This is a genomic window from Micromonospora sp. NPDC093243 (genome assembly GCF_044753725.1).
Taxonomy (GTDB): Bacteria; Actinomycetota; Actinomycetes; order Mycobacteriales; family Micromonosporaceae; genus Micromonospora.
On record NZ_JBIVNT010000010.1, the window covers coordinates 208,278 to 227,844 of the forward strand.

General features: G+C 69.3%; 21 protein-coding genes. 11 read left to right on the top strand and 10 right to left on the bottom strand.

What is annotated here, in order from left to right; translation table 11 throughout:
• Positions 1-605 precede the first annotated feature (605 nt).
• A complete protein-coding gene (locus ACIP9D_RS29355) occupies positions 606-1,193 on the bottom strand; it encodes an alpha/beta fold hydrolase (RefSeq protein ID WP_350874570.1) in 588 nt (195 codons plus the stop codon).
• A 182-nt stretch (positions 1,194-1,375) separates the two neighbouring features.
• On the opposite strand from ACIP9D_RS29355, the gene ACIP9D_RS29360 reads away from it, so the two are divergent.
• Positions 1,376-1,909: a PadR family transcriptional regulator gene (locus ACIP9D_RS29360; protein ID WP_350874569.1), complete on the top strand. Its 534-nt coding sequence runs from the start codon at positions 1,376-1,378 to the stop codon at positions 1,907-1,909.
• Complete coding sequence (locus ACIP9D_RS29365; RefSeq protein WP_350874568.1) at positions 1,893-2,534, top strand: GyrI-like domain-containing protein; 642 nt, start codon at positions 1,893-1,895, stop codon at positions 2,532-2,534. Before ACIP9D_RS29360 ends, ACIP9D_RS29365 begins: the two co-directional genes overlap by 17 nt.
• Before the next feature lie 129 nt (positions 2,535-2,663).
• On the opposite strand, the gene ACIP9D_RS29370 is transcribed toward ACIP9D_RS29365, so the two are convergent.
• From ACIP9D_RS29370 to ACIP9D_RS29390, 5 genes are all read right to left on the bottom strand, one after another.
• A complete protein-coding gene (locus ACIP9D_RS29370; RefSeq protein WP_350874567.1) occupies positions 2,664-3,092 on the bottom strand; it encodes an STAS domain-containing protein in 429 nt (142 codons plus the stop codon).
• Positions 3,093-3,369: 277 nt separating this feature from the next.
• On the bottom strand, positions 3,370-4,329 hold the full coding sequence (locus ACIP9D_RS29375; RefSeq protein WP_350874566.1) for an SDR family NAD(P)-dependent oxidoreductase: 960 nt from the start codon (positions 4,327-4,329) through the stop codon (positions 3,370-3,372).
• Positions 4,330-4,549: 220 nt separating this feature from the next.
• Positions 4,550-5,830: an MFS transporter gene (locus tag ACIP9D_RS29380; RefSeq protein WP_350874565.1), complete on the bottom strand. Its 1,281-nt coding sequence runs from the start codon at positions 5,828-5,830 to the stop codon at positions 4,550-4,552.
• Positions 5,831-6,010: 180 nt separating this feature from the next.
• Entirely contained in the window at positions 6,011-6,481 is a 471-nt protein-coding gene (locus ACIP9D_RS29385; RefSeq protein ID WP_350874564.1) for a VTT domain-containing protein, read from the bottom strand.
• Complete coding sequence (locus tag ACIP9D_RS29390; RefSeq protein WP_350874563.1) at positions 6,478-7,071, bottom strand: CDP-alcohol phosphatidyltransferase family protein; 594 nt, start codon at positions 7,069-7,071, stop codon at positions 6,478-6,480. Before ACIP9D_RS29390 ends, ACIP9D_RS29385 begins: the two co-directional genes overlap by 4 nt.
• Positions 7,072-7,205: 134 nt before the next feature.
• On the opposite strand from ACIP9D_RS29390, the gene ACIP9D_RS29395 reads away from it, so the two are divergent.
• Together ACIP9D_RS29395 and ACIP9D_RS29400 are read left to right on the top strand one after the other, a co-directional pair.
• Complete coding sequence (locus tag ACIP9D_RS29395; protein WP_350874562.1) at positions 7,206-8,318, top strand: sensor histidine kinase; 1,113 nt, start codon at positions 7,206-7,208, stop codon at positions 8,316-8,318.
• Positions 8,319-8,326: 8 nt separating this feature from the next.
• A complete protein-coding gene (locus ACIP9D_RS29400) occupies positions 8,327-8,959 on the top strand; it encodes a response regulator (protein ID WP_400451293.1) in 633 nt (210 codons plus the stop codon).
• Between the two features lie 55 nt (positions 8,960-9,014).
• Here the strand turns inward: ACIP9D_RS29400 and ACIP9D_RS29405 are convergent, their stop codons facing one another.
• Positions 9,015-10,217: an ROK family protein gene (locus ACIP9D_RS29405; RefSeq protein ID WP_400451294.1), complete on the bottom strand. Its 1,203-nt coding sequence runs from the start codon at positions 10,215-10,217 to the stop codon at positions 9,015-9,017.
• 46 nt (positions 10,218-10,263) lie between these two features.
• Here ACIP9D_RS29405 and ACIP9D_RS29410 point away from each other — a divergent pair, with 46 nt between their 5' ends.
• Positions 10,264-10,887 (top strand): HAD-IA family hydrolase, encoded by a 624-nt coding sequence (locus ACIP9D_RS29410; RefSeq protein ID WP_350874559.1) that lies wholly within the window; start codon positions 10,264-10,266, stop codon positions 10,885-10,887.
• Between the two features lie 73 nt (positions 10,888-10,960).
• Here the strand turns inward: ACIP9D_RS29410 and ACIP9D_RS29415 are convergent, their stop codons facing one another.
• On the bottom strand, positions 10,961-11,398 hold the full coding sequence (locus tag ACIP9D_RS29415; protein ID WP_350874558.1) for a hypothetical protein: 438 nt from the start codon (positions 11,396-11,398) through the stop codon (positions 10,961-10,963).
• 288 nt (positions 11,399-11,686) lie between these two features.
• On the opposite strand from ACIP9D_RS29415, the gene ACIP9D_RS29420 reads away from it, so the two are divergent.
• Positions 11,687-12,688 carry an RNA polymerase subunit sigma-70 gene (locus ACIP9D_RS29420; protein WP_400451295.1) on the top strand — a complete coding sequence of 334 codons (1,002 nt, stop codon included), beginning with the start codon at positions 11,687-11,689 and terminating at the stop codon, positions 12,686-12,688.
• A 296-nt stretch (positions 12,689-12,984) separates the two neighbouring features.
• Positions 12,985-13,524: a DUF6069 family protein gene (locus ACIP9D_RS29425; RefSeq protein ID WP_350874556.1), complete on the top strand. Its 540-nt coding sequence runs from the start codon at positions 12,985-12,987 to the stop codon at positions 13,522-13,524.
• A 7-nt stretch (positions 13,525-13,531) separates the two neighbouring features.
• Here ACIP9D_RS29425 and ACIP9D_RS29430 read toward each other — a convergent pair whose 3' ends face one another.
• Complete coding sequence (locus tag ACIP9D_RS29430) at positions 13,532-14,128, bottom strand: TetR/AcrR family transcriptional regulator (protein ID WP_350874555.1); 597 nt, start codon at positions 14,126-14,128, stop codon at positions 13,532-13,534.
• A gap of 254 nt (positions 14,129-14,382) precedes the next feature.
• Between ACIP9D_RS29430 and ACIP9D_RS29435 the strand changes: the two genes are divergently transcribed.
• The 4 genes from ACIP9D_RS29435 (at position 14,383) to ACIP9D_RS29450 (ending at position 18,566) form a co-directional block, all read left to right on the top strand.
• Positions 14,383-14,940, top strand: a complete 558-nt coding sequence (locus ACIP9D_RS29435; RefSeq protein ID WP_350874554.1) for a hypothetical protein — start codon at positions 14,383-14,385, stop codon at positions 14,938-14,940.
• A 1-nt stretch (position 14,941) separates the two neighbouring features.
• Positions 14,942-16,384, top strand: a complete 1,443-nt coding sequence (locus tag ACIP9D_RS29440) for an NAD(P)/FAD-dependent oxidoreductase (protein ID WP_350874553.1) — start codon at positions 14,942-14,944, stop codon at positions 16,382-16,384.
• Between the two features lie 58 nt (positions 16,385-16,442).
• A complete protein-coding gene (locus ACIP9D_RS29445; RefSeq protein ID WP_400451296.1) occupies positions 16,443-17,906 on the top strand; it encodes a low temperature requirement protein A in 1,464 nt (487 codons plus the stop codon).
• Between the two features lie 132 nt (positions 17,907-18,038).
• The gene (locus ACIP9D_RS29450) at positions 18,039-18,566 is read left to right on the top strand and encodes a hypothetical protein (protein ID WP_350874551.1); all 528 of its coding nucleotides are present in this window, start codon (positions 18,039-18,041) and stop codon (positions 18,564-18,566) included.
• 113 nt (positions 18,567-18,679) lie between these two features.
• On the opposite strand, the gene ACIP9D_RS29455 is transcribed toward ACIP9D_RS29450, so the two are convergent.
• Positions 18,680-19,471: a helix-turn-helix domain-containing protein gene (locus tag ACIP9D_RS29455; protein WP_350874550.1), complete on the bottom strand. Its 792-nt coding sequence runs from the start codon at positions 19,469-19,471 to the stop codon at positions 18,680-18,682.
• Between the last annotated feature and the right edge of the window lie 96 nt (positions 19,472-19,567).

The following is a 19,567-nucleotide window of genomic DNA, read 5'->3' on the forward strand; positions in this document are numbered from 1 at the left end:
GGGCTACTCCGACAACTCCTCCCCCCTGGTCGCCCGCGTGCTTCTCGACCCGCTGATCGCCCGGGACAACCGGTTCACCCTGAAGTGGGACTCGCCCCTTCGACACGAACGGTTCACCGCCCAGAGGGCTGGGCATCAGCCGCGGGGAGATCGCTCGCTGCGTCAAGATCGGCATTCCGCTCGACCGCAGAACCCACAGTGGCTACTCGTTCGTCCTGCCATGACCCGCCGCCGTGGGCCTGAGCCGCAGAAAGAGGCAAGGTGGCCTTGCCCCGGACTGCATCACGCGGCGGTCCGCGCGCGGTCGCTCATGACCGGGCGCGAACGAAGGTCAGGGCCAGCCCGATACCGGCGACGAGGGTGAACGCCCGGTTCCCCTGACGGGGTCGGGCCACGGATCTCGTTCCAGGTGCTCGGGGTCACTCGAAGGCGTGCCACCGCTGCCGCCTACCTGCTCACCGTCGAGGAACCCGCCAGCTCCCGCGCGACGTGCACCCCGGACCCGGCCCGACCCGCCCCGTCGTCCTGACCGCGGTCATCACCCTTCCCACCCCGCGTACGCCTCGGTAAGCCGCCCCCGCCGGCGGCCCCGAGGCCTGCGCGTCTCACCCTTCTTGTTCCTGGGTGACGGGTCCGAGGTCGTCAAGACTAATGACCTTCGCCACCGCGCTCAGGTCATTGTTCAGCTGGTGATCGCGCCCGGGCAGTAGGTGCAGCTGTGCCTGCGGGATGACGCGGGCGTAAAGGTCAGCGTGCGACGGTGGGGCAGTTTCGTCCTGGAGTCCATGGAACACATGCACCGGCACGCCTTGCGGCAGCCTTGCCCCGGGGTTGTGCGGCAGCTCGAACTCGTCGCCGGGCCAGCCGCCCGCACCGACGAACGGGGCGGCGATCAGCACGATCGCCGCGAGCTCCCGTTCCGGTGGCCGTTCGGCGAGCGCGTTGATGAGGATCGTTCCGCCCACCGAATGGCCCGCGACGACGGCGCCGTCGTCCAAGGCCGCCATTTCACGACGGATGGCCGCGCTCCACCCGGCGTAACTCGGCTCGTCCTCGTCGGGCATGCGCGGGTAGCGGACCTCATACCCGTCGCCGAGCTCGCGCCTCAGGCTGTCGAACAGCTTGTTGTCCCATTCGTCGTGCACGCCCGCGCCGCCGCCCTGAATGAACAGGAACTGCCGAGTGCCTGCCATGACGATCCTCCTTCGCGCCCTCGTGACGATCTGGTTCGATACGCGCTGCCGGCTCCTGCGAAGCCCGGGCGTAGATGCAGGTGGCCGTTGACCCGGCGGAACTGCTTGCCGGACTCAAGCCGTCAACGGACCACCACATGGAGCCCGCATAGGGCATAGTATTCTAGTGCTAGATTACGGCTGTGGAGTTGACTCCCGCTGAGCTGACCGTGTTGGGCCTGGTCATCGAACGGCCGCAGCACGGTTACGACCTGGAGCAGGTGATCGAGCAGCGCGGCATACGGCAGTGGACCGACATCGGGTTCTCCTCGATCTACTACCTGCTCACCAAGCTGGAGCAGCGCGGCCTGCTCCATGTCCCGCAGGCTCCGGCCGCCGCCAAGTCCCGCCGCGTCTTCCACGCCACCACCGAGGGCCGCCGGGTTGCGGCACGCAACGCGCTGGCCTTCGTCGCTGAGGCGCGACCGGTCCCACAATCACTGCTGGTCGGCGTCGCCAATCTGTCCCTGCTCTCGGCGCAGCAGTACGCAGAGGCACTGCGCACCCGGCTGACGCAGCTCGAAGCTCGGATCGCCGCAGTCCAGGCGGCGCAGCAGGCACAAGCCACTCTCCCGCTCGCAGCGCTTGAGGTGTTCTCCTACACCCTGAGCCTCATGGATGCAGAAAGGCAGTGGCTCGCCACCCGAGTCCAGGTGCCCCGTGACCAAGAAGACTGACGACAAGATTGACTTCAAGAAGACCCTTGACGCCTACCAAGCGCAACGAGGCCGGTTCCGGATAGTCGACGTACCCGACATGCAGTACCTCATGATCGGCGGCCACGGCGACCCCAACACCTCGCCCGCCTTCACCGAGGCGGTCGAAGCGCTCTACCCGGTGGCGTACAAGCTGAAGTTCGCCAGCAAGCGAGACCTCGGGCGCGACTATGTCGTTCCGCCTCTGGAAGGCCTGTGGTGGGCCGAGGACATGGCCTCTTTCACCGTGGCACGGGACAAGTCGCGGTGGGACTGGACGTTGTTGCTCATGGTCCCCGACTGGGTCAACCAGACCATGTTCACCACTGCCGTTGAGCAGACCGCTGCCAAGCGCCGGCCGACGCGTCTCGACGACGTCCGCCTTGAAACGCTGTCAGAGGGGCGGTGCGTGCAGACGTTGCACGTCGGTTCCTTCGACGACGAGGCCGAGGTCCTCGCACAACTGCATCATCAGTTCATCCCCGGCAACGGGCTTCGTATGGCCGGAACCCACCACGAGATCTACCTCAGCGACTACCGCAAGGTCGCATCCGACAAACAGCGCACCATCCTCAGGCAGCCGATCACCATCGACACCGAGGTCTGATCGGGAGCCTGGCCGCCACCCGGTGACGGGCGGGTAATGGGCTCATCGGCGTGGGCGGACGGCGCCCGCGAGCCGTCCAGATCCTACGTTTCGGGGCGTGATCGGCTGATCAGAAACGCTGGTCGCCCGTCAATGCGCAGACCCAGCCGAACTTGACGCTATCGAATCGGAAGGCGCACGTGTTTCAATCGCGGTGCGCATCTGAGAGATGCGCCCTGACAGCGGCGGATTGTCGAAGAGCTCACCGACCCCGCCGAGCACGAGGACACGCGCCGCCGCGCCGACGGCGGCAGTGACGACAATCTGCTCGCCTCGCGCCACGGCGGTTTCCCTGACGGCCAGCAGTGCAGCAAGCGCGGCGCAATCGAGATGCCGCAGCGCTGTCAGGTCGAGAGCGAGACACGTCACCCAAGAGGGAGCCAGCAGGCGCCTCAGGTCGTCCTCAAGCTGATCGGCGGTAGCTAAGTCGGCTTCACCGCTCAGGGTGACATACCGAGTGCTTGCGCCTACGTCCCGGTAGTCGCATCGCAGCACGCCGCGACCAATGGCATCGTCCATCGAAGGACTCAGTCCCCGCCCGGCGAAGGACGCTAGGAGGGCCGGCCGAGGTAGCACCATCGATCCGGCGCCGAAGAGGACAGAGCTTGAGTGCGGCGGTGCCGGCCTCGACGTGGCGCTTCGGGCGCCAACTCGAACGGTACCCGCGACCGCCGGTACCCGCCAGATCGGGCAAGCCCTGCTCACGGCAGAGGCCACCGGACGAGGCTGCGCCTACAGGCTCCGCATCTATGCGCCCCCACAGCTTTTCGAGGGCTGCGCCGGATTGGCGTGGCGGTCAGCCCGGGGTTGGTCGGTTCCTACGTGCGTGGGCCGCGCCCAGCCACTCGCCGAGCCGACGGCGAACCCGGATGCGGCGATACCCGCCGTGCACGGCCCCGGTTGGTGGTGGATCGAACAGCGATCCCAACCCGGGTGCGGCTGCGGCGGGCTTGGTCAAGAACGTCGCGCTCCACCGGGCGACTAACGACTCGGTGACACGAGGTGCCATTCGGTGAGCGATCAGCGCCAGGTGCGAGACCGCCCCGGTTGTCACCTGCCTGCGCGGGCGGCGGGCGCAGGCGAGGATCGTGGCAGCGAGGCGCTCCGGTGCGTACGCGGGCGGGATAGCTCGTAGTTTCCGGCCCGAGTGGTTGGCGGCCCGCTGGAAGAACGGCGTGTCGACCGGCCCGGGTAACACGAGACAGACCCGTATCCGAGGATGACGGGCAACCTCCTGCTGAAGGTTCAGGGCCAGCCCTCTGATGGCGAACTTCGTCATGGAGTAGAGCGGCACAAGCGGATTCGGGAACACAGACAGCAGTGACCCGACGAGCACGAGGATCCCGCTGCCCTGCGCCTGAAATACAGCTAGGGCCGCACGGGCGCACAGCACGGTGCCGAATACATTGGTGTCCACCAGCCGACGAATCTCGTCCACCGATTCAGAGCCCAACGGCCCGGCAACGCCGACGGCCACCGCTTCAACCCAGACGTCTATCTTCCCGAACCGCTGCACCGCCAGTCTGGCCAACCGCTCCACAGCCACTGGATCTGCGATATCGGTCGGCACAACCAGCACCTGCCCACCCCGTGCCCGGCAGTCGTGCTCGACCTCCGCAAGCGCTTCTTGGCCGCGCGAGACGAGTACCAACCTGGCCCCTTCGGCAGCGAACGCCAACGCGGTCGCGCGGCCAATCCCGCTCGACGCCCCCGTGATCAGCACCACGGCGTCACGGAAGGTTCTACGCTTGACCATCACACCTCCCGCAACACGGCAGAACGAGATCAACCATCTACCCGCGGGCGTGACAATCACTCCCAGGGTGCATCACGCTTGCCTGCCGAGCCGCGGCGAACCGCTGGGAAGGCCAGGAGACTACAGGCCACCTGTCGGCCCAGTGCCTTGACATGGCGGCGGCTGATCCTGCTCCTCGAGCTGACCATGCGGCTGGCCCCGAGGAAGTCTTGCCGCCGGGTTAGGCGCGGGCGGCTGGCTCGGCGGGCGTGGCGGCAGGATCACCGGCTGACTCGGCCTGTTGTGCGCCGGCAGCGCGGGCGAGGGCTACCACCTCCAGCCCGCGGACGTCCCGGCTGGCCAACATGCCGAGGACGGCCAGCACCACCATCGTGGCGAGAATCAGCAGCGTGTCGCGGGTGCCGATCGCCGCGGCCACCGGTCCGACCGTCACCTGGCCGAGTGGGATGGCGACCCACGAGCCCAACATGTCGTAGGAGTAGACGCGGGCCAGGTGGTCGGCCGGGATGTGCTGCGCGATCGATGTGTCCCAGGCGACGGCGAACTGTTCGACGGCGATGCCGACCGCCACTCCGGTCGCCAACAGCACGACGATGGTGGGTGCCAGGGCCAGCCCCAGCAGCAGGAACGACTCGGCGAACATGCAGGCCACCCCGAGCAGCAGCAGCCGGCGAACCCGGATGCGCAGGGCGATCAACCCGCCCACGACCATGCCGGCGGTTTCCGCCGCCAACACCACACCCCAGGCGCTACGACCGATCGTCTCGTCCGCGACGGCCGGGCCGAGCACGTTCACGCCGCCGGCGAGGGCCCCGTTGAGAATCATGAAGCCGAGCACCACCACCCAGACCCAGGTCCGCGCGGTGAACTCGGCCCAGCCATCCCGAAGGTCAGCGACGATGCTCGTGCGGGTGCTCTTCGCCGGCGCAGCAGCGACCCTGACCCCGGTGAACGCGATTGCGGCGACAGCGAATGTGAGCGCGTCAACGGCGAGACCCCACCCTGGCCCGACGGCGGCCACCAGGAGACCACCGAGCGCGGCCCCGCCGATCATGCCCGCGTTGACGCCGAGCCGGATGAGCGCATTGGCCGGCTGAATCAACTCCGGCGGCACGGTCTGCGGCGTCGCTGCGGCCGAGGCTGGCTGGGACAGGGCGCTCACGATGCCGTTGGCCGCACCGAGCGCCAGCAGCAGCGGGATCGTCGCTGTGCCGGTGAGTACAAGGGCGGCCACCGCGGCCTGGGTCAGCGCACCCATCACGTTCGAGCCGACCAGGACCAGCCGGCGCGAGATCCGGTCGGCCACGACCCCGCCGAAGAGCACGAACAGCACGGTCATCAGCGATCTCGCGCCGACCACCAGGCCCAGGTCGCGCACCGAGCCGGTCAGATCGAGTACGGCGAAGGCCAGCGCGATGGGAGCGACGCCGTTGCCCAGCATGTTGATCAGCCGGCCAGCAGCGAGGTAGCGGAACGCGCCATACCGCAGCGGAGCCAGCATCAGTCCTCCATCCGAAGGTGACTCACAGCTGGGTGGTGCAGGGGACTCCCGCAATGATCGGCTTCCGGTGCGGATCGATCGAGTCATTCTCTTGAGAGCAGAAAGGGCGGTGCGATCCCACGTGTACAGCGCGATCCCACGAACCAACTCCCTTCGGAGCCGCCACGGTTGCGGTCGGGGTCACGCAAGGGCCAGGGGCAGGGCGAGGATGGCGAAACGGGCTACGCGTCCGAGCAGGCAAGCGATGGCGAACTCCCAGTGTCGCAGGCCGGCGGTTCCGGCTGCGATGCTGACCAGGGCGAGTGGTGGGACGCCGACGGAGGCGGAGAGGAGCACCGTCGGCAGACCGGTGCGGCGGTGAGAGAGCCAGCGCCGGACGGGCTCGGCCCACCGGGCAGCCCGGGCAGCCACGCGCCCTGATTGGTTGCGTCGTGCGAGCCTCCGGGCCAACCGGCCAGTTTCTCGACGAGCAGCTTCCAACAGCAGCACCTTCCCGACGGTTTGCCCGACCGCCAGAGCGATCACGGCGATCACCGCGTACCCGCCCGGCTGCCCGGCGACTACGGCGTAGGCCTCCGCGTTGACGACCGGGACAAGGGCCGAAGCGAAACCGTATCCGAGCGCGGCCGCGGCCTCCATCACACCGTTCATGCCCGGCTGTCCCGGTTCAGGAGGTTGGCTACCGCCACGGCGGACCACATCTTGATCACAAGGACGGCCAATGCCACGGTCGCTGCCAACGAGTATTGGCCGAACGCCACGGCGCCGATGACCCCAGCGGTATTGACCGCCTTCGCCACCGGCGACCAGTTCAATGCCCATACGCGCCGGTCAACAACGTGGAAGTAGTTCGGACTGATCACCGGCCAGCACAGGAACGCCAGTGACAGCATCGTGTCCAGGACCATGAACGATGGCAGGAACACCACGGCGACCAGCGAGACATCGGGCATCAGGGCGACCAGGCCCATACAGAGCACGGCGGTGCATGCCCGGTCGCTCACGATGTCGAGGACAGCACCGGCCCGGGTCTCCTGGCCGAGCCGCCGCGCAGCCAGGCCGTCGAGCATGTCACCGAGCCAGTAGACGCCGTACGCCACTGCGATCAAGGCGACAGAACCGGAAACGAGGGCGACGATGCCGAGTGTGACGGCGGCGAGCGTCCGGGTGATGGTGATGTAGTTGGGGATGGTGAGAAGCGGGCCGACCTGCAGGGCGGACCGGGAGTCGACGAGAGTCACCGCTGCAGCGTGCGGTTGTTGGGCCGTCCGGCGGAACGTACCGGGGTGCCGACCTCGGTGCGGCTGCGGTACCAGGGTGCCGGTTCGGCTGGTACCTGAGTACCTGGCTGACCCCAGGGCGGATCATCGAGACTGTGCAGGTGGTGACAGCGATCGGGCACTGGGTGCGCAGCCTCGAAGGCGTGCGCCGGCTCACCTATGGCGCGGCGGGTTTGATCGTCGTCGCCGTGGTCACGACGGTCGACCAGAACGTGCTCGTACCGGCGGGCTGGGTGTGGCTGGTGCTGCCCGCCGCCCTCACGGCCATGGCCCTACCTCCCGGCCCTCGGACATTGGTCTTCGCCGCCTGCGCCGGGTTCGTGGCGATCGTGAGCACAGGTGAGTCGGTCCAACTGGGCCTGGCGGCGGCCGCTTTCGTATTCGTCTCGACCTGCGAGGACCCTGCCCGCCGGCCTTGGCTGGGATGGGTGGCTGGTCTGGCCGGCGCCGCCGGCGCCCTCGCCATCGCCCTGCTGAGCCATCGTGGGCCCTACGAACAGCCCTTCGTCTTCGTGGCGGCCGGCTACCTCCTTGCCGTCCTGATGCGCTCGTGGTCACGCGGCAACGCCCTCACCCGGGAGACGAGTGCGCTACGTGACCAGGCTGCCTGGCTGGAACAGCGCACCAACCTGGCCCGCGAATTGCACGACGTGGTCGGTCACCACGTCACCGCGATGGTGGTCCAGGCCGAGGCCGGACAGTACAGCAGCGACCCGGCAGTGGCGTTGCGGACAATCGCGAACAGTGGCCGCACCGCCCTACGTGAGCTCGACACGCTCGTCGTACATCTACGCAACCCGGACGCATCGATAACCGTTAGCGCCCCACCGCGCCTGTCCGACATCGACGAACTGCTCGCCGAGCCGCTGCGCCAGCAGGGCGTCACGGTGCACGTCCGGCTCGACGCCGAGCCGGGACTCGACGAGGTGGGGGCACTGGCGGCATACCGCATCGCTCAGGAGGCCATCACCAACATCGCCCGCCACGCGAACGCCACCACCGCCTGGGTTGAGCTGATCCGCGTCGGCGAGCACGCCCGGCTACGGGTGAGCGACGACGGGATCGGGCCGCCCACGGCCGCAACACGCGGCTCGGGACTGCTCGGCATCGAGGAACGCGCGCGGGCGCTCAGCGGCAGCTCGCACGTGGGCCGGCGCCCCAGCGGCGGTACGGTGCTGGAGGCCCTCCTGCCGGTGGCGAAGCCGTGATCCGTGTCGTGATCGCCGACGACCAGCAGCTGGTCCGCGACGGCTTCAGCCAGATACTGCGTTCCCAGCCGGACATCCACGTCGCCGCCGAAGTCGCGGACGGGCGGCAGCTCCTCGATGCCGTCCGCCGCGATCCCCGCATCGACGTCGCCCTCGTCGACATCCGCATGCCGGTACTGGACGGCCTACAAGCCACCCGGGAACTGGCCGCGATCCCCCACGCCCCGGCCGTCATCATCGTCACCACCTTCGACGATGATGCGTACGTCCTGGACGCCATCGCCTCCGGAGCGCGTGGGTTCCTCCTCAAACGCAGTAGCGCCCACGACCTCATGTCCGCCGTACGCACAGTCGCGGCCGGCGGAGCGATCCTCTCGGCCGACATCACCGGCGCCGTCCTGGAACGCGTACGGTCGACCGGCCCGGCTACCCGCGTGGACCTCGCCGCCTACCAGCTGACCGCGCGCGAGACCGACGTGCTCACGTTGATCGGCGGCGGGCTCAACAACGACGAGATCGCGCGAAGTCTCCATCTGTCGATGAGCACAGTCAAAACCCACGTCGCGAACGTGTTGGCGAAGACCGGCAGCCGCGACCGCGTGCGAGCCGCCATCCTGGCCATCCAGGCTGGCCTTTCATAATTCAAGGCGCTCAACCGCGGAGATGTGGAGATCGGCGACCTGACGGGCGCCCGTTTCAGAGCTGTTCCTGTCGTAGGTCTGCGGCCCACTGCGCCAGGGCGCCTTCGCTGGTGACGTGGTCGAGGCCGACGATCGCGGCGCCGTACAGAGCCCCCTTGTCGCCGTGTGCGGCGTCCACCACGGGTGGCGGTTGTGTCCGGTGGAAGGCCATCAGGCCGTCGGCGTACGCGGTGTCGAAGGACGCGGCGGCGGCGCTGCGCAGTGGTGCGCCGATCCCTCCGAGGGTGACCACGTCAGGGTCGTGGAGGTTGACGAGACCGGCGACACCGGCGCCGAGGGCTGCCGCGACAGCTGACACCGCCTGCTGGGCGCGCGGGTTGTCGTTCACGCGGGCGAGGATCTGGCGGGTATACCTACGGGGGTCGGCGGGAGGCGGCTCGTCGAGGTGGCGGGCCAGGGCGCGCCCGTCGACGTCGAGGTCCCAGCAGCCGCGGGCGCCGCAGGGGCAGCGTCGGGTCCGGTCGCCGAACGGCAGGTGCCCGTACTCGCCGGCGGCCCCGTGGGCGCCGGTCATCGGCCTTCCGTCGACGGTGACCGTGCCGCCGACACCGACCTCGACGATGAGGTGCAGTGCGGTAGTGGCTGTGGTGGCCGCGCCGGTGCGGGCCTCGGCGACGCCGGCGAGGGTCGCGTCGTTGCCGAGCAGGAACGGCAGTTGCCCTCCATCGGTGACGACGCTGAGGTCGACCGGTCCCCAGCCGAGCGTGGATGCCTGTACCAGGTGATGGTTGTGAACCGTGCCGGCCACGGCCAGCGACACCGCGCGCAGCCGTCGGCCGTATCGGGCGCGGCCCTGCTCGACGCCGCGGCGCACGGCGGCCAGCACCGCGGTTGGCTCACGGCTGCCGTGCTGGCGGACCTGCAGGTCATGCAGCTGCCCGTCGATGGCCGCCACGGCACAACGCCAGTCCTCCTGCCGCAGGTCGGCCGCCAGAACGACCGGGCCCTCGGGATGCGGCCGCAGGACGGTCGTGGGTCTTCCTCGTCCCTGCACCGGAGCCGGCGCCTCCGCGAGCAGTCGCAGGTCACGGAGCCGGGCGGTGATTTCCGTGGCCATCCCGCTGGTCAGCTGCAGCCGCTGGGCCAGCAGGGCGCGGGTGATACCGGGCTGGCGGTGCACCTGTGCCAGTACCTGCGACGCGGTGTGCCACCGGGCTGCGTCGGCGCGCTGACGGGAAGGGCTTGCCACCGAAATCATTCCTCCCTTATCCTCGCCTCACGAGCATATTAGTGGGAGCGTGGTCGTGGACCTGTCAGGCATCGACGCGGTGCTGTTCGACATGGACGGCACTCTGGTGGACTCAGACGCCGCTGTCGAGCGGGCCTGGCGAGCATGGGCGGCCGAATACGGCGTCTCCCCCGCAGATGCCCTGGCGATCGCGCACGGCAGTCCCGCCGATCACACCGTTCGCCGGCTGCTGCCCTGGCTCGACGACGCCGCGGTCACCGCTGCGGCGGCGCGGCAGCTGGCGCTGCAGTACGACGACCTGTCCGACGTCAGACCCACCCCCGGCGCCCACGACCTGCTGGCAACACTGGCCCGGCTGGGGCTGCCCTGGGCGGTGGTGACCAGCGCCGACGCCCGGCTAGCCAAGGTCCGGCTCGGCGCCGCCGGCATCGATCCGCCCGTGCTGGTCACGGTGGAAGACGTCAGCGCGGGCAAGCCGGATCCGCAGGGCTACCTGCGTGCCGCCGAACTGCTCGACGTGTCGCCGGCGCGGTGCCTGGTCGTCGAGGACGCCGAGGTGGGGCTGCAGGCGGGCCGCGCGGCCGGTGCGATGACCGCAGCGCTGAAGGGCCTCGACGGCGACCTGCGCCTCGACGGCCTGGCACATCTGACACGCCGGCTGCAGTCGACCCCGGCGTAACGGCACCCTCGCGGACGTGTAGTCCTGATCGGTGATCGGTTTCACCAGGTCAGAGGCGCCGTGAAACGCGCCGTCAGCCGCGCAAGCCGTTTCGTGATCGACGGACGTAGGAGACCGTCGTCGCGACCATCAACACCCCGCCCACGAAGAAATAGGTGTTGATGCCAATGCCGGCCCAGAACTCCGCAGTGGAGATGTCCTCCGCACCCACGAAACCGCCTCGGCGGACGCCAGCGGCCATGAGCAGGTTCTCGACCATCCCTGGGACCCCCCGGACAACCAGTAGCGCGCTGCCGAACCACAGCGGCGTAAGGAGCACCCACCGACGGACGCGCCGTCCCCACGGCCGGACGGTGCCCACGACGACAACCGCCCCCACGGCCGACATGAGGATGAGAATGACGTTGAAGATCACGTAGGCCCGAAGATCCCACGGTCCGCCACCGGTCGGATCATCACCGGGAAAGCACACCGCCGCCACGTGGGACACGACGAAGAAGATCAACCACACGAACGCGCCGTACGCCCAACGAGGGCCGCAATCAGTTCTCACACCAGCAAGATCGTGGATTCGGGCGCTGTGGCGCCTCCCATCCTGAGGTGAGTCGTCTAACGCGCGAGAGGGACCCTCGCAGCGGTGACCCCTTCGGGCGCGCCGAGGTGCCCACGCCGTCAATGTCCGAGGTCGCTCAGGCGCCAACCGGGCACTGGATCAGCCATGCCGACCGACGCGAGTGATGAGTTGTCGTGCCCGCACCCGTCATACCTACGACGGCACACGACGAGGCGGAAGGATGACGTGATGAGTGCGGACACACGGCTGGAGGAGCTGGGCGTGAGCGGTCTGGGCGAGGTCGACGAGCCGGCGTTCTCGGGTCTGGCGGAGCGGCACCGGCGGGAGCTGCACGTGCACTGCTACCGGATGCTCGGGTCGTTCGAGGACGCCGAGGACACCGTGCAGGAGACGTTCCTGCGTGCCTGGCGGCGGCGGGAGACCTTCGCGGGGCGGTCGACGTTCCGGGCCTGGCTCTACCGGATCGCCACCAACGCCTGCCTGGACCTGCTCGCCAAGCGCCGCCCGGAGCCCGCGACCGGCGGCGAGGTGCTGTGGCTGCAGCCCTACCCGGACCGGCTGCTCGACGAGCTGCCCGCGGGCGACGCGGACGAGCCGGAGGCCGTCGCCGTCGCGCGGGAGACGATCGAGCTGGCGTACCTGGTCGCGGTCCAGCACCTCGCGCCGCGCCCGCGGGCCGTGCTGATCCTGCGCGACGTGCTCGGCTGGCCGGCGAAGGACGTCGCGGAGCTGCTCGGGGACTCCGTCAACTCCGTGAACAGCGCGCTGCAGCGGGCCCGCGCCGGCATGCGCGAGCACCTGCCCGCCGAGCGGCAGGACTGGACCGGCGGCGAGGAGGACGCCAGGACGCGCGAGCTGGTGCGCCGCTTCACCGACGCCAGCGTGGCCACCGACGTCGCGACGGTCGCCACCCTCCTGCGGGACGACGTCCGCTGCTCGATGCCCCCCACCCCGGGCCTTCACGTCGGCCGCGACGCGGTGGTGCGGGACTGGACCGAAAGCGGCTTCGAGAGCCTGGGGCGCCTGCGCACCGTCCCCACCTCCGTGAACCGCCAGCCCGCCATCGCCTTCTACCTCTGGCGCGAGCAGGAGCAGGCGTACCTGCCGCTGACCATCGACGTACTGCGCATCACCGGCGGCGCGATCACCGAGATCACCATCTTCCACAACGACCAGTTCCCGCGCCTCGGGCTACCCGAGCGCCTGCCGGCGGACGGCACGGATTAGTCCGGTGTGGACGCTCGCGCTGCGCGCCGGCGCGCGCGTCCCGGTGGTCGCGGTGGAGTGGTCCCACGCCTTCGCCGTCGTCACCCGGGGCCAGGTCCAGCTGGAGCTGCGCGACGGCGAGCCCGGACCGGTCCTCGGACGCGGCGCCGGGTTCTGGCTCCGTGGCACCGGCGTCCGTGCCCTGCGCAACCCCGGCCGTCGCACGGCGACGGTACGCATCGTCACACCCAGAGCAGGCACGTCACCTGCCGGTCAACGCCCCCTGTGCGGCAGCTGTCGACCGATGGAGGAACGACATGAACAGCATGAGTGACAACGAGGTCGTCGCAAACCCGGCATCAGGCCAGACCAGCCACACCCACCGATTCCGCGGGCTCGTCGGCACCGGCTTCGTCGCCACGCTCGCGGCGATGGTGGCCACCACCCTGGCCGCTGCGCTCGCCCAGGCCGCCGGCGTCGACTTCGAGGTCCCCGATGGCGGCGAGACGATCCCGTTGCCCGGGTTCGCCGTCGTGACCGGCTTCTTCTCGGTCGTGGGCATCGTCATCGCCGTCGCCCTGCTTCGGTGGAGCGGCCGCCCCGCCGATCGATTCGTGTGGACGGCAGTGTCGCTGACCGCGGTCTCGTTGGTCCCGCCCCTCCTCGCCGGGGCCAACACCGCCACCACCAGCGCCCTCCTCGGGCTACACCTCGTCGCCGCGGCGGTGATGATCCCACCCTGGCGCGGAGCCTCCGCAGCCGGACCGATTGAAGATCCCGCAACGGGACGACGCGGGGCGCGAGGGCGTGCCGGCCTCTTCGACGACGTACGGTTCGGCGGGCGGGACGCAGGCTGAGCGCAGCTCAGGCCGGCTGGCGTGCGGCGTGAGTGCGGATGAGTCCCTCGACGCCGCGGAGGAAGGTTTCGCAGATCAGTACCCGGTCGAAAAGGCAGCCGGCCGCCATGGCGCCATCGCGGAGCATGACGAAGTGCTGCGCGGCGGGCTCCGCCTCGGTCTTCTCGATGCTCGCCATCAAGGTGTTGATCGTGTCGAGGAACCACTGTCGATGCGTGAGGACGGCCTGGTGCACGGGATGGTCGGGGTCGGGATACTCAGCCACGGCGTTCAGGAAGGCGCAGCCGCGAAAGCCGGCGGACTGGATGCCCTGGGCAATCGACTCCGCAACGGCCCGCAGGGTGTCGGGCGCCGGTAGGCCGGCGGCGATGGCCGTGTCGACCTGGCCGCGAATGGCTTGATCGGCCGCCTGCAGATAGGCGAGGACGAGATTCTCCTTGCCGGGGAAGTGCCGATAGAACGTGGCCCGGGTCACTTTCGCCTCGGAGATGATCCGGTCGACGCCGACCGAGTGGATGCCCTCCCCGTAGAAGATCCTGGTCGCCGTGTCGAGGAGCCGTTGTCGCGCCTCGGACGGCCGGATGTCGGTCTCGCTACCTGCCATGAACCCATGGTAGCGGATAGAACGTTCAGTCTTGTACTTCCATCAGGCTCGGGCCAGTCCTCGCGCATGGCTTCGGCGGCCGCGCCCAGCGCGAACCAGCTGCGGCCGGGTAGGGGGTAGAACGTTCTGTCTTGACAGGTCGGCGTGGAGTCGCCATCATTGGCAAGGCAGAACGACCGTTCTACAGGGCGGTGCTTCCGACCCGCGGCGCCCGCTGGTCGCCGTTCCCCTCTCAGTAACACCGAAGGATCACCATGACCACCGTTACCGCACCCGGGATCTCGACGACCGCGTCCACCCTGCGGCGGCTGTACTTCGTCCGCTTCGCGTTCGCCATCGTCTGGGCCCTCGTGATGTTCACGACCGCCGAGCACCTCGGGCCCCTCGCGATGACGCTGCTCGTGCTCTACCCGCTGTTCGACGTGGCCGCCGCCGTCGTCGACGCCCGCGCGTCGCGCGCCACCGGATCGCCCAATCTGCTGTACGTGAACATCGCGGTCAGCCTGCTCGCCGCGGTCGGCCTGGCCTTCGCCGGCGCGTCCGGTATCCCGGCGGTCCTGCGCGTCTGGGGTGCCTGGGCGATCGTGGCCGGACTGGTTCAGCTGATCGTGGCGGTCAGCCGCCGCACGATGGGCGGCCAGTGGCCGATGATCATCAGCGGTGGCATCTCCGTACTCGCCGGCGGATCGTTCATCGCCGCTGCCTCCGCGGACAACCCGGTGCTGACCAACGCGATCGGCTACGCCATCCCCGGCGCCATCTTCTTCCTCATCTCGGCCATCCGCCTCGGGCGCGCCGCCAAGGCGAACTGACGTGGAACTCGCTACGTACGACGTCGTCGTGATCGGCGCTGGACCGGTCGGCGAGAACGTCGCCGATCGGGTCGTGCAGGGCGGCCTGACCGCTGCCATCGTCGAGCGGGAGCTGGTCGGCGGTGAGTGCTCATACTGGGCCTGCATGCCGACCAAGGCGTTGCTGCGCAGCGCGACAGCGCTCCGGGCGGCACGTCGGCTGCCCGGCGCGCGTGAGGCGGTAACGGGCGACCTGGACGCCGCCGCCGTGCTGCGCCGTCGCGACTCCTTCGCCTCGAACTGGTCTGACAACGGCCAGGTGGCCTGGCTCGACTCGGCCGGGATCGCGCTGTATCGCGGCCACGGACGGATCAGCTCCGACCGGGTCGTCGAGGTGTGGGCCGGCGAAGACGGCCCGAGCATCACGCTCACCGCCCGGCATGCGGTCGTCGTCGCGACCGGAAGCAGCGCACTGATCCCGGACCTCACCGGTATCCGCGAGGCGACACCCTGGACCAGTCGGGAGGCAGCCGCCGCGACCGAAATTCCCGGTCGGCTCGCCGTCATCGGTGGTGGCGTGGTGGCGTCGGAGATGGCGACCGCGTTCGCGAGTCTCGGATCCAGGGTGACGGTGCTGGCCCGTGACGGTGTGCTGCACCTGGCGGAGCCGTTCGTCGGCGAACGGGTCACGCAGTCGTTGCGGGAAGCCGGCGTGTCCGTGAGGCTCGGGGCCGAGGCCGCGGCAGTGAACCGGGACGGCGACGGCACGGTGCACATCACCCTCACCGACGGCGAGCAGGTCGAGGCCGACGAACTCCTGGTCGCGACCGGCCGTACGCCGAACACCCGCGACATCGGCCTCGACAAGATCGGCCTGAAGCCCGGCGCGTGGCTCACGGTCGACGACACGTTGCGGGTCGTCGACGAGGACGGGGCGTTGATCGGCGACGGATGGCTGTACGCCGCCGGTGACGTCAACCGGCGCGTACTGCTGACTCACCAGGGCAAGTACCAGGCTCGCGCGGTGGGCGACGTCATCGTGGCGCGCGCCAAGGGCGAAGCGGTCCAGGACGGTCGGTGGGGCCGGCACGCCGCCACCGCCGACGAGCGTGCCGTGCCGCAGGTCGTCTTCACCGACCCGGAGGTCGCGTCGGTGGGGCTGACCGCGGCCGCCGCCGAGGCCGCCGGGCTGCGGATCCGGGTCGTCGACTACGACCTGGCCGCCGTCGCGGGATCCGCTCTGCACGCCGACAGTTACCAGGGAAACGCCCGGATGGTCGTCGATGAGGACCGGCAGGTGATCGTCGGCTTCACGCTCGTCGGTCCCGACGTCGCGGAACTGCTGCATGCGGCGACGATCGCGGTCGTCGGCGAGGTGCCACTGGATCGGCTGTGGCACGCCGTTCCCGCGTTCCCGACGGTCAGCGAGGTTTGGCTGCGCCTGCTGGAGGCGTACGGCCGCTGACAGCGAGCCGAGTACCGCTCGACCGGTCGCGGTTCGTGGCGGGACGAGGCGCGCTGAAGTGGCGCCGGCCAGCGGCTGCTTCTCGGCCCCACCGACGCGGGGCTCACGGGCGCTGCAGTTCCTCGACCGTGAGTCCCGCGGGACCGTCCGCGTGTTGATCGCGGAGTACCGGAAACCACGCGCGGCTCCCGCCGGTCGGGTGCGGCGGGGTCCGTGGCAGACGTGGTCGACGCAACCCTGTCGGCAGCCGACTCGTTGCTGCCACAGGGGCGGACGGGGGCGGACGATGGTGGCGGGACGCGGTGCCGAGCTGCTGCGCTCTACGACGACTTCTGGACGCGCCACATTCCTGGAGCTCTTCTTCGACCTGGCCTTCGTTGTCGCCCTCACCCGCGTCTCGCAACGGTTCGCCGACCTCGGCAGCGACACCGGCTGGACGCTCGTTGCCGGGCTCGGTCGCACCCTGCTGCTGTTCCTGGCGCTCTGGTTGATCTGGTCGCACACCACCTGGATCACCAGTCGCTACGAGCCCGAGCGGTCGATCATTCAGGCGGTCGTGGTCGGCACCATGTTCGCCGCCCTGGTGATGGCGGTGACGCTGCCGCGCGCCATGGAGGAACGGGCGTTGCCGTTCACGGTCGCGTACCTGATGGTGATGGTCGTGCGGCCGCTGGTGGTCGCTGCCGCGCTGCGTGGCCATCCACGACGGCTGGTACCGTTTCGCCTCGCCGCATGGGCAGCGGTTTCCGCGCCGATCTGGCTGGTCGGCGCGTTGGGCCCCGACCACCTTCGCCTGCCGCTGTGGGCTGCCGCGCTTGCCGTGGACTACCTCGCCTGGGCTCTGGGCTGGCCGCTGCCGCGGCTCGGGGCCGCGGCGATCGGTCAGTGGCGAATCGCCGGGGAGCATCTGGGCGAACGTCACCAGCAGATTTTCCTCATCGCGCTCGGTGAGACGATCTTGGTCATCGGCGTCGTCTTCAGCGGTGCGGACTACTCCGCGCAGCGCGCCGCCGCCTTCACGGTCGCGTTCACCACCAGCGCGCTGCTGTGGCGGATCTACTTTCACCGCGCCGGTCGGTTGCTGCACGAGGCGTTGGGTCGGGCGCGTATGCCCGGTCGGTTGGGTACGGCGTCGGGTCGGACGCATGCGTTGATCGTGTTCAGCGTGCTCGTCACCGCCGTTGGCTACGAGCTGGTGATCGCCCATCCGTTCGGGCCGCCGCGGCCGACGTGGCTTCTGTTCGTGGTGGGCGGTCCGGCGCTCTTCCTCGTCGCCCTGGTGCGGCTGGAGTACGAGATCTTCGGCCGGCTCTCCGGGTCACGGATGATCGGCTTGGTGGTCCTGCTGCTGATCACGGCGGCGTTGGCCCAGTGGTCGCCGATGGTCGGACTGAGCGTGGTGGCCGGAGTGCTGGCCCTTGTCGCACTGCTCGACGCGTTACGAAGCCGACAGCGGCCGCTCGAGGAATCCGCCTCGCCGATCGGGCGGGAGACGCCCGGCAATCCCGGGTCCGAGGCGTGACCGCTCGGTCTACTGAAGCGCTCCGTCGCCCCGGAGCTGTACCAACCAGCGGCAATGAAGGCCAGTCCGCCCGGAGCGGCAGAAGGAAATACCGGCTGGCGCGGCGTGCAGCCCGTGAGCCATGGTTTGCGGGTGATCGTCATCCAGCGGGTGCGCGTGCGATGGAGCGCGGCCGGGCGCGGCGCGCCACAGGCCGACGCCCGTCGAGGACTCAACCGCCCGTTGACACTTCCTGCGCCGCTGCCAGCAGGCGATGTTGTGGTCCATGACGTCCTAGCTGACGAGGCCGCCAGCTACGCACGACGCGCCGACGTACTGAGCGGCGGCGTGAGCATCGCCCGCAGCCTCACTCTAGGGCTCACCCTCGACGGCTCGGCGCTAACCGTCGAGCGCCTGCCCGGCAGGGCTGCGTTTCCCCGCACGGGAGTGAAGACCCGGCTGTTCACCCTCACGCACGGGCAGGTCGGCCGGTACAGAGCCAACTTCCGGTTCCGGTTCACCGACTGCGCGTGCGATCCCAGCTGGTACTACGAGGACTGGGTGATCCATGTCAGCAACGGCGATGTTGCACATGACCGGTTTCTGAGCGGCGAACCGGACCGCGATGTCGACAACCGTGTCAGTCTTTACGGCGGCCCCGCACGCCGAGATCGGGTGTAGTCAGAGCCGCCTGAAGACGACTTCGCCCCCCGGTCAGTCAGGGGTTACCCGGGTGGTCGGGCCGCTACTCGATTGTGGAGCGCAGGCTCGTGGGCGTTCGCGTCGAAGTCGACCTAAGGGTGGCGGCGCAGGATGGTCTCGGTTTGCTCGTCGGCAGGGAAGAACAGCTCGATTGACAGGTCCGACAGGGTGACGTCCATCGGGGTCCCGAATGTGCTCAGGAGGCTGAACATCGATAGTTCCTCACCGCCGAGCGACAGCCGCCATGGGAGGACCGGGTCGTCCGCTTCGTCTGAGGAAAGGTGGCCCCAGGTGTGGCGTTCCGGGATGGCGGGCCAGGTCGCGATCTCGTCGGCGAGGGCGGCAAGCCGGGGGTCTTGGGTCCGCACGACGGCCCGATCGAGCCGGCGCAGCAGGTAGGCGGACCACTGCGGGAAATTTCGGGTACGGCCGGCGAGCCCGGCAGGGTGCAGAGCCGTACGGAAAATGTTGGTCGGCACACCCCGCGCGTCCTCAGGGATGCCGGCAACCAGTCGGCGCGCAGCGCGGTTGCTGAGCTGTACATTCCACTGCCGGTCGATTGCAAGGCCGGGGAACGGGTCGTGCGTGTCCAGGAGCGCTTGCACCGAGGCCCGGATGCGGGAAAGCGCCGGCCCGGTGAGCGGCGTCTCCGGATAGCGGGGAGCGTATCCGGCCGCCAGCAGCCAGTCGTTGCGCTCCCGCAGCGGCAGATCCAGATGCTCGGCGATCTTCATCAGCAAGCCGACACTCGGCTTCGACTTGCCCAGTTCGACGAAGCTCAGGTGGCGAGGTGAGATGCCGATCTCGTACGCCAGGTCCATCTGGCTGCGCCGAGCCAGTCCCCGTTGCCGGCGGATCAGGGGTCCAACGTCCGCAGCTGTCACGAGACGTCACGATAGCCGGGCGGCGCGCTTCGAAACGAGTACCTGCCAGGTATTCGCATCTGCGTCCCCCAGGCGGGCAGGATGGCGACACCCCAA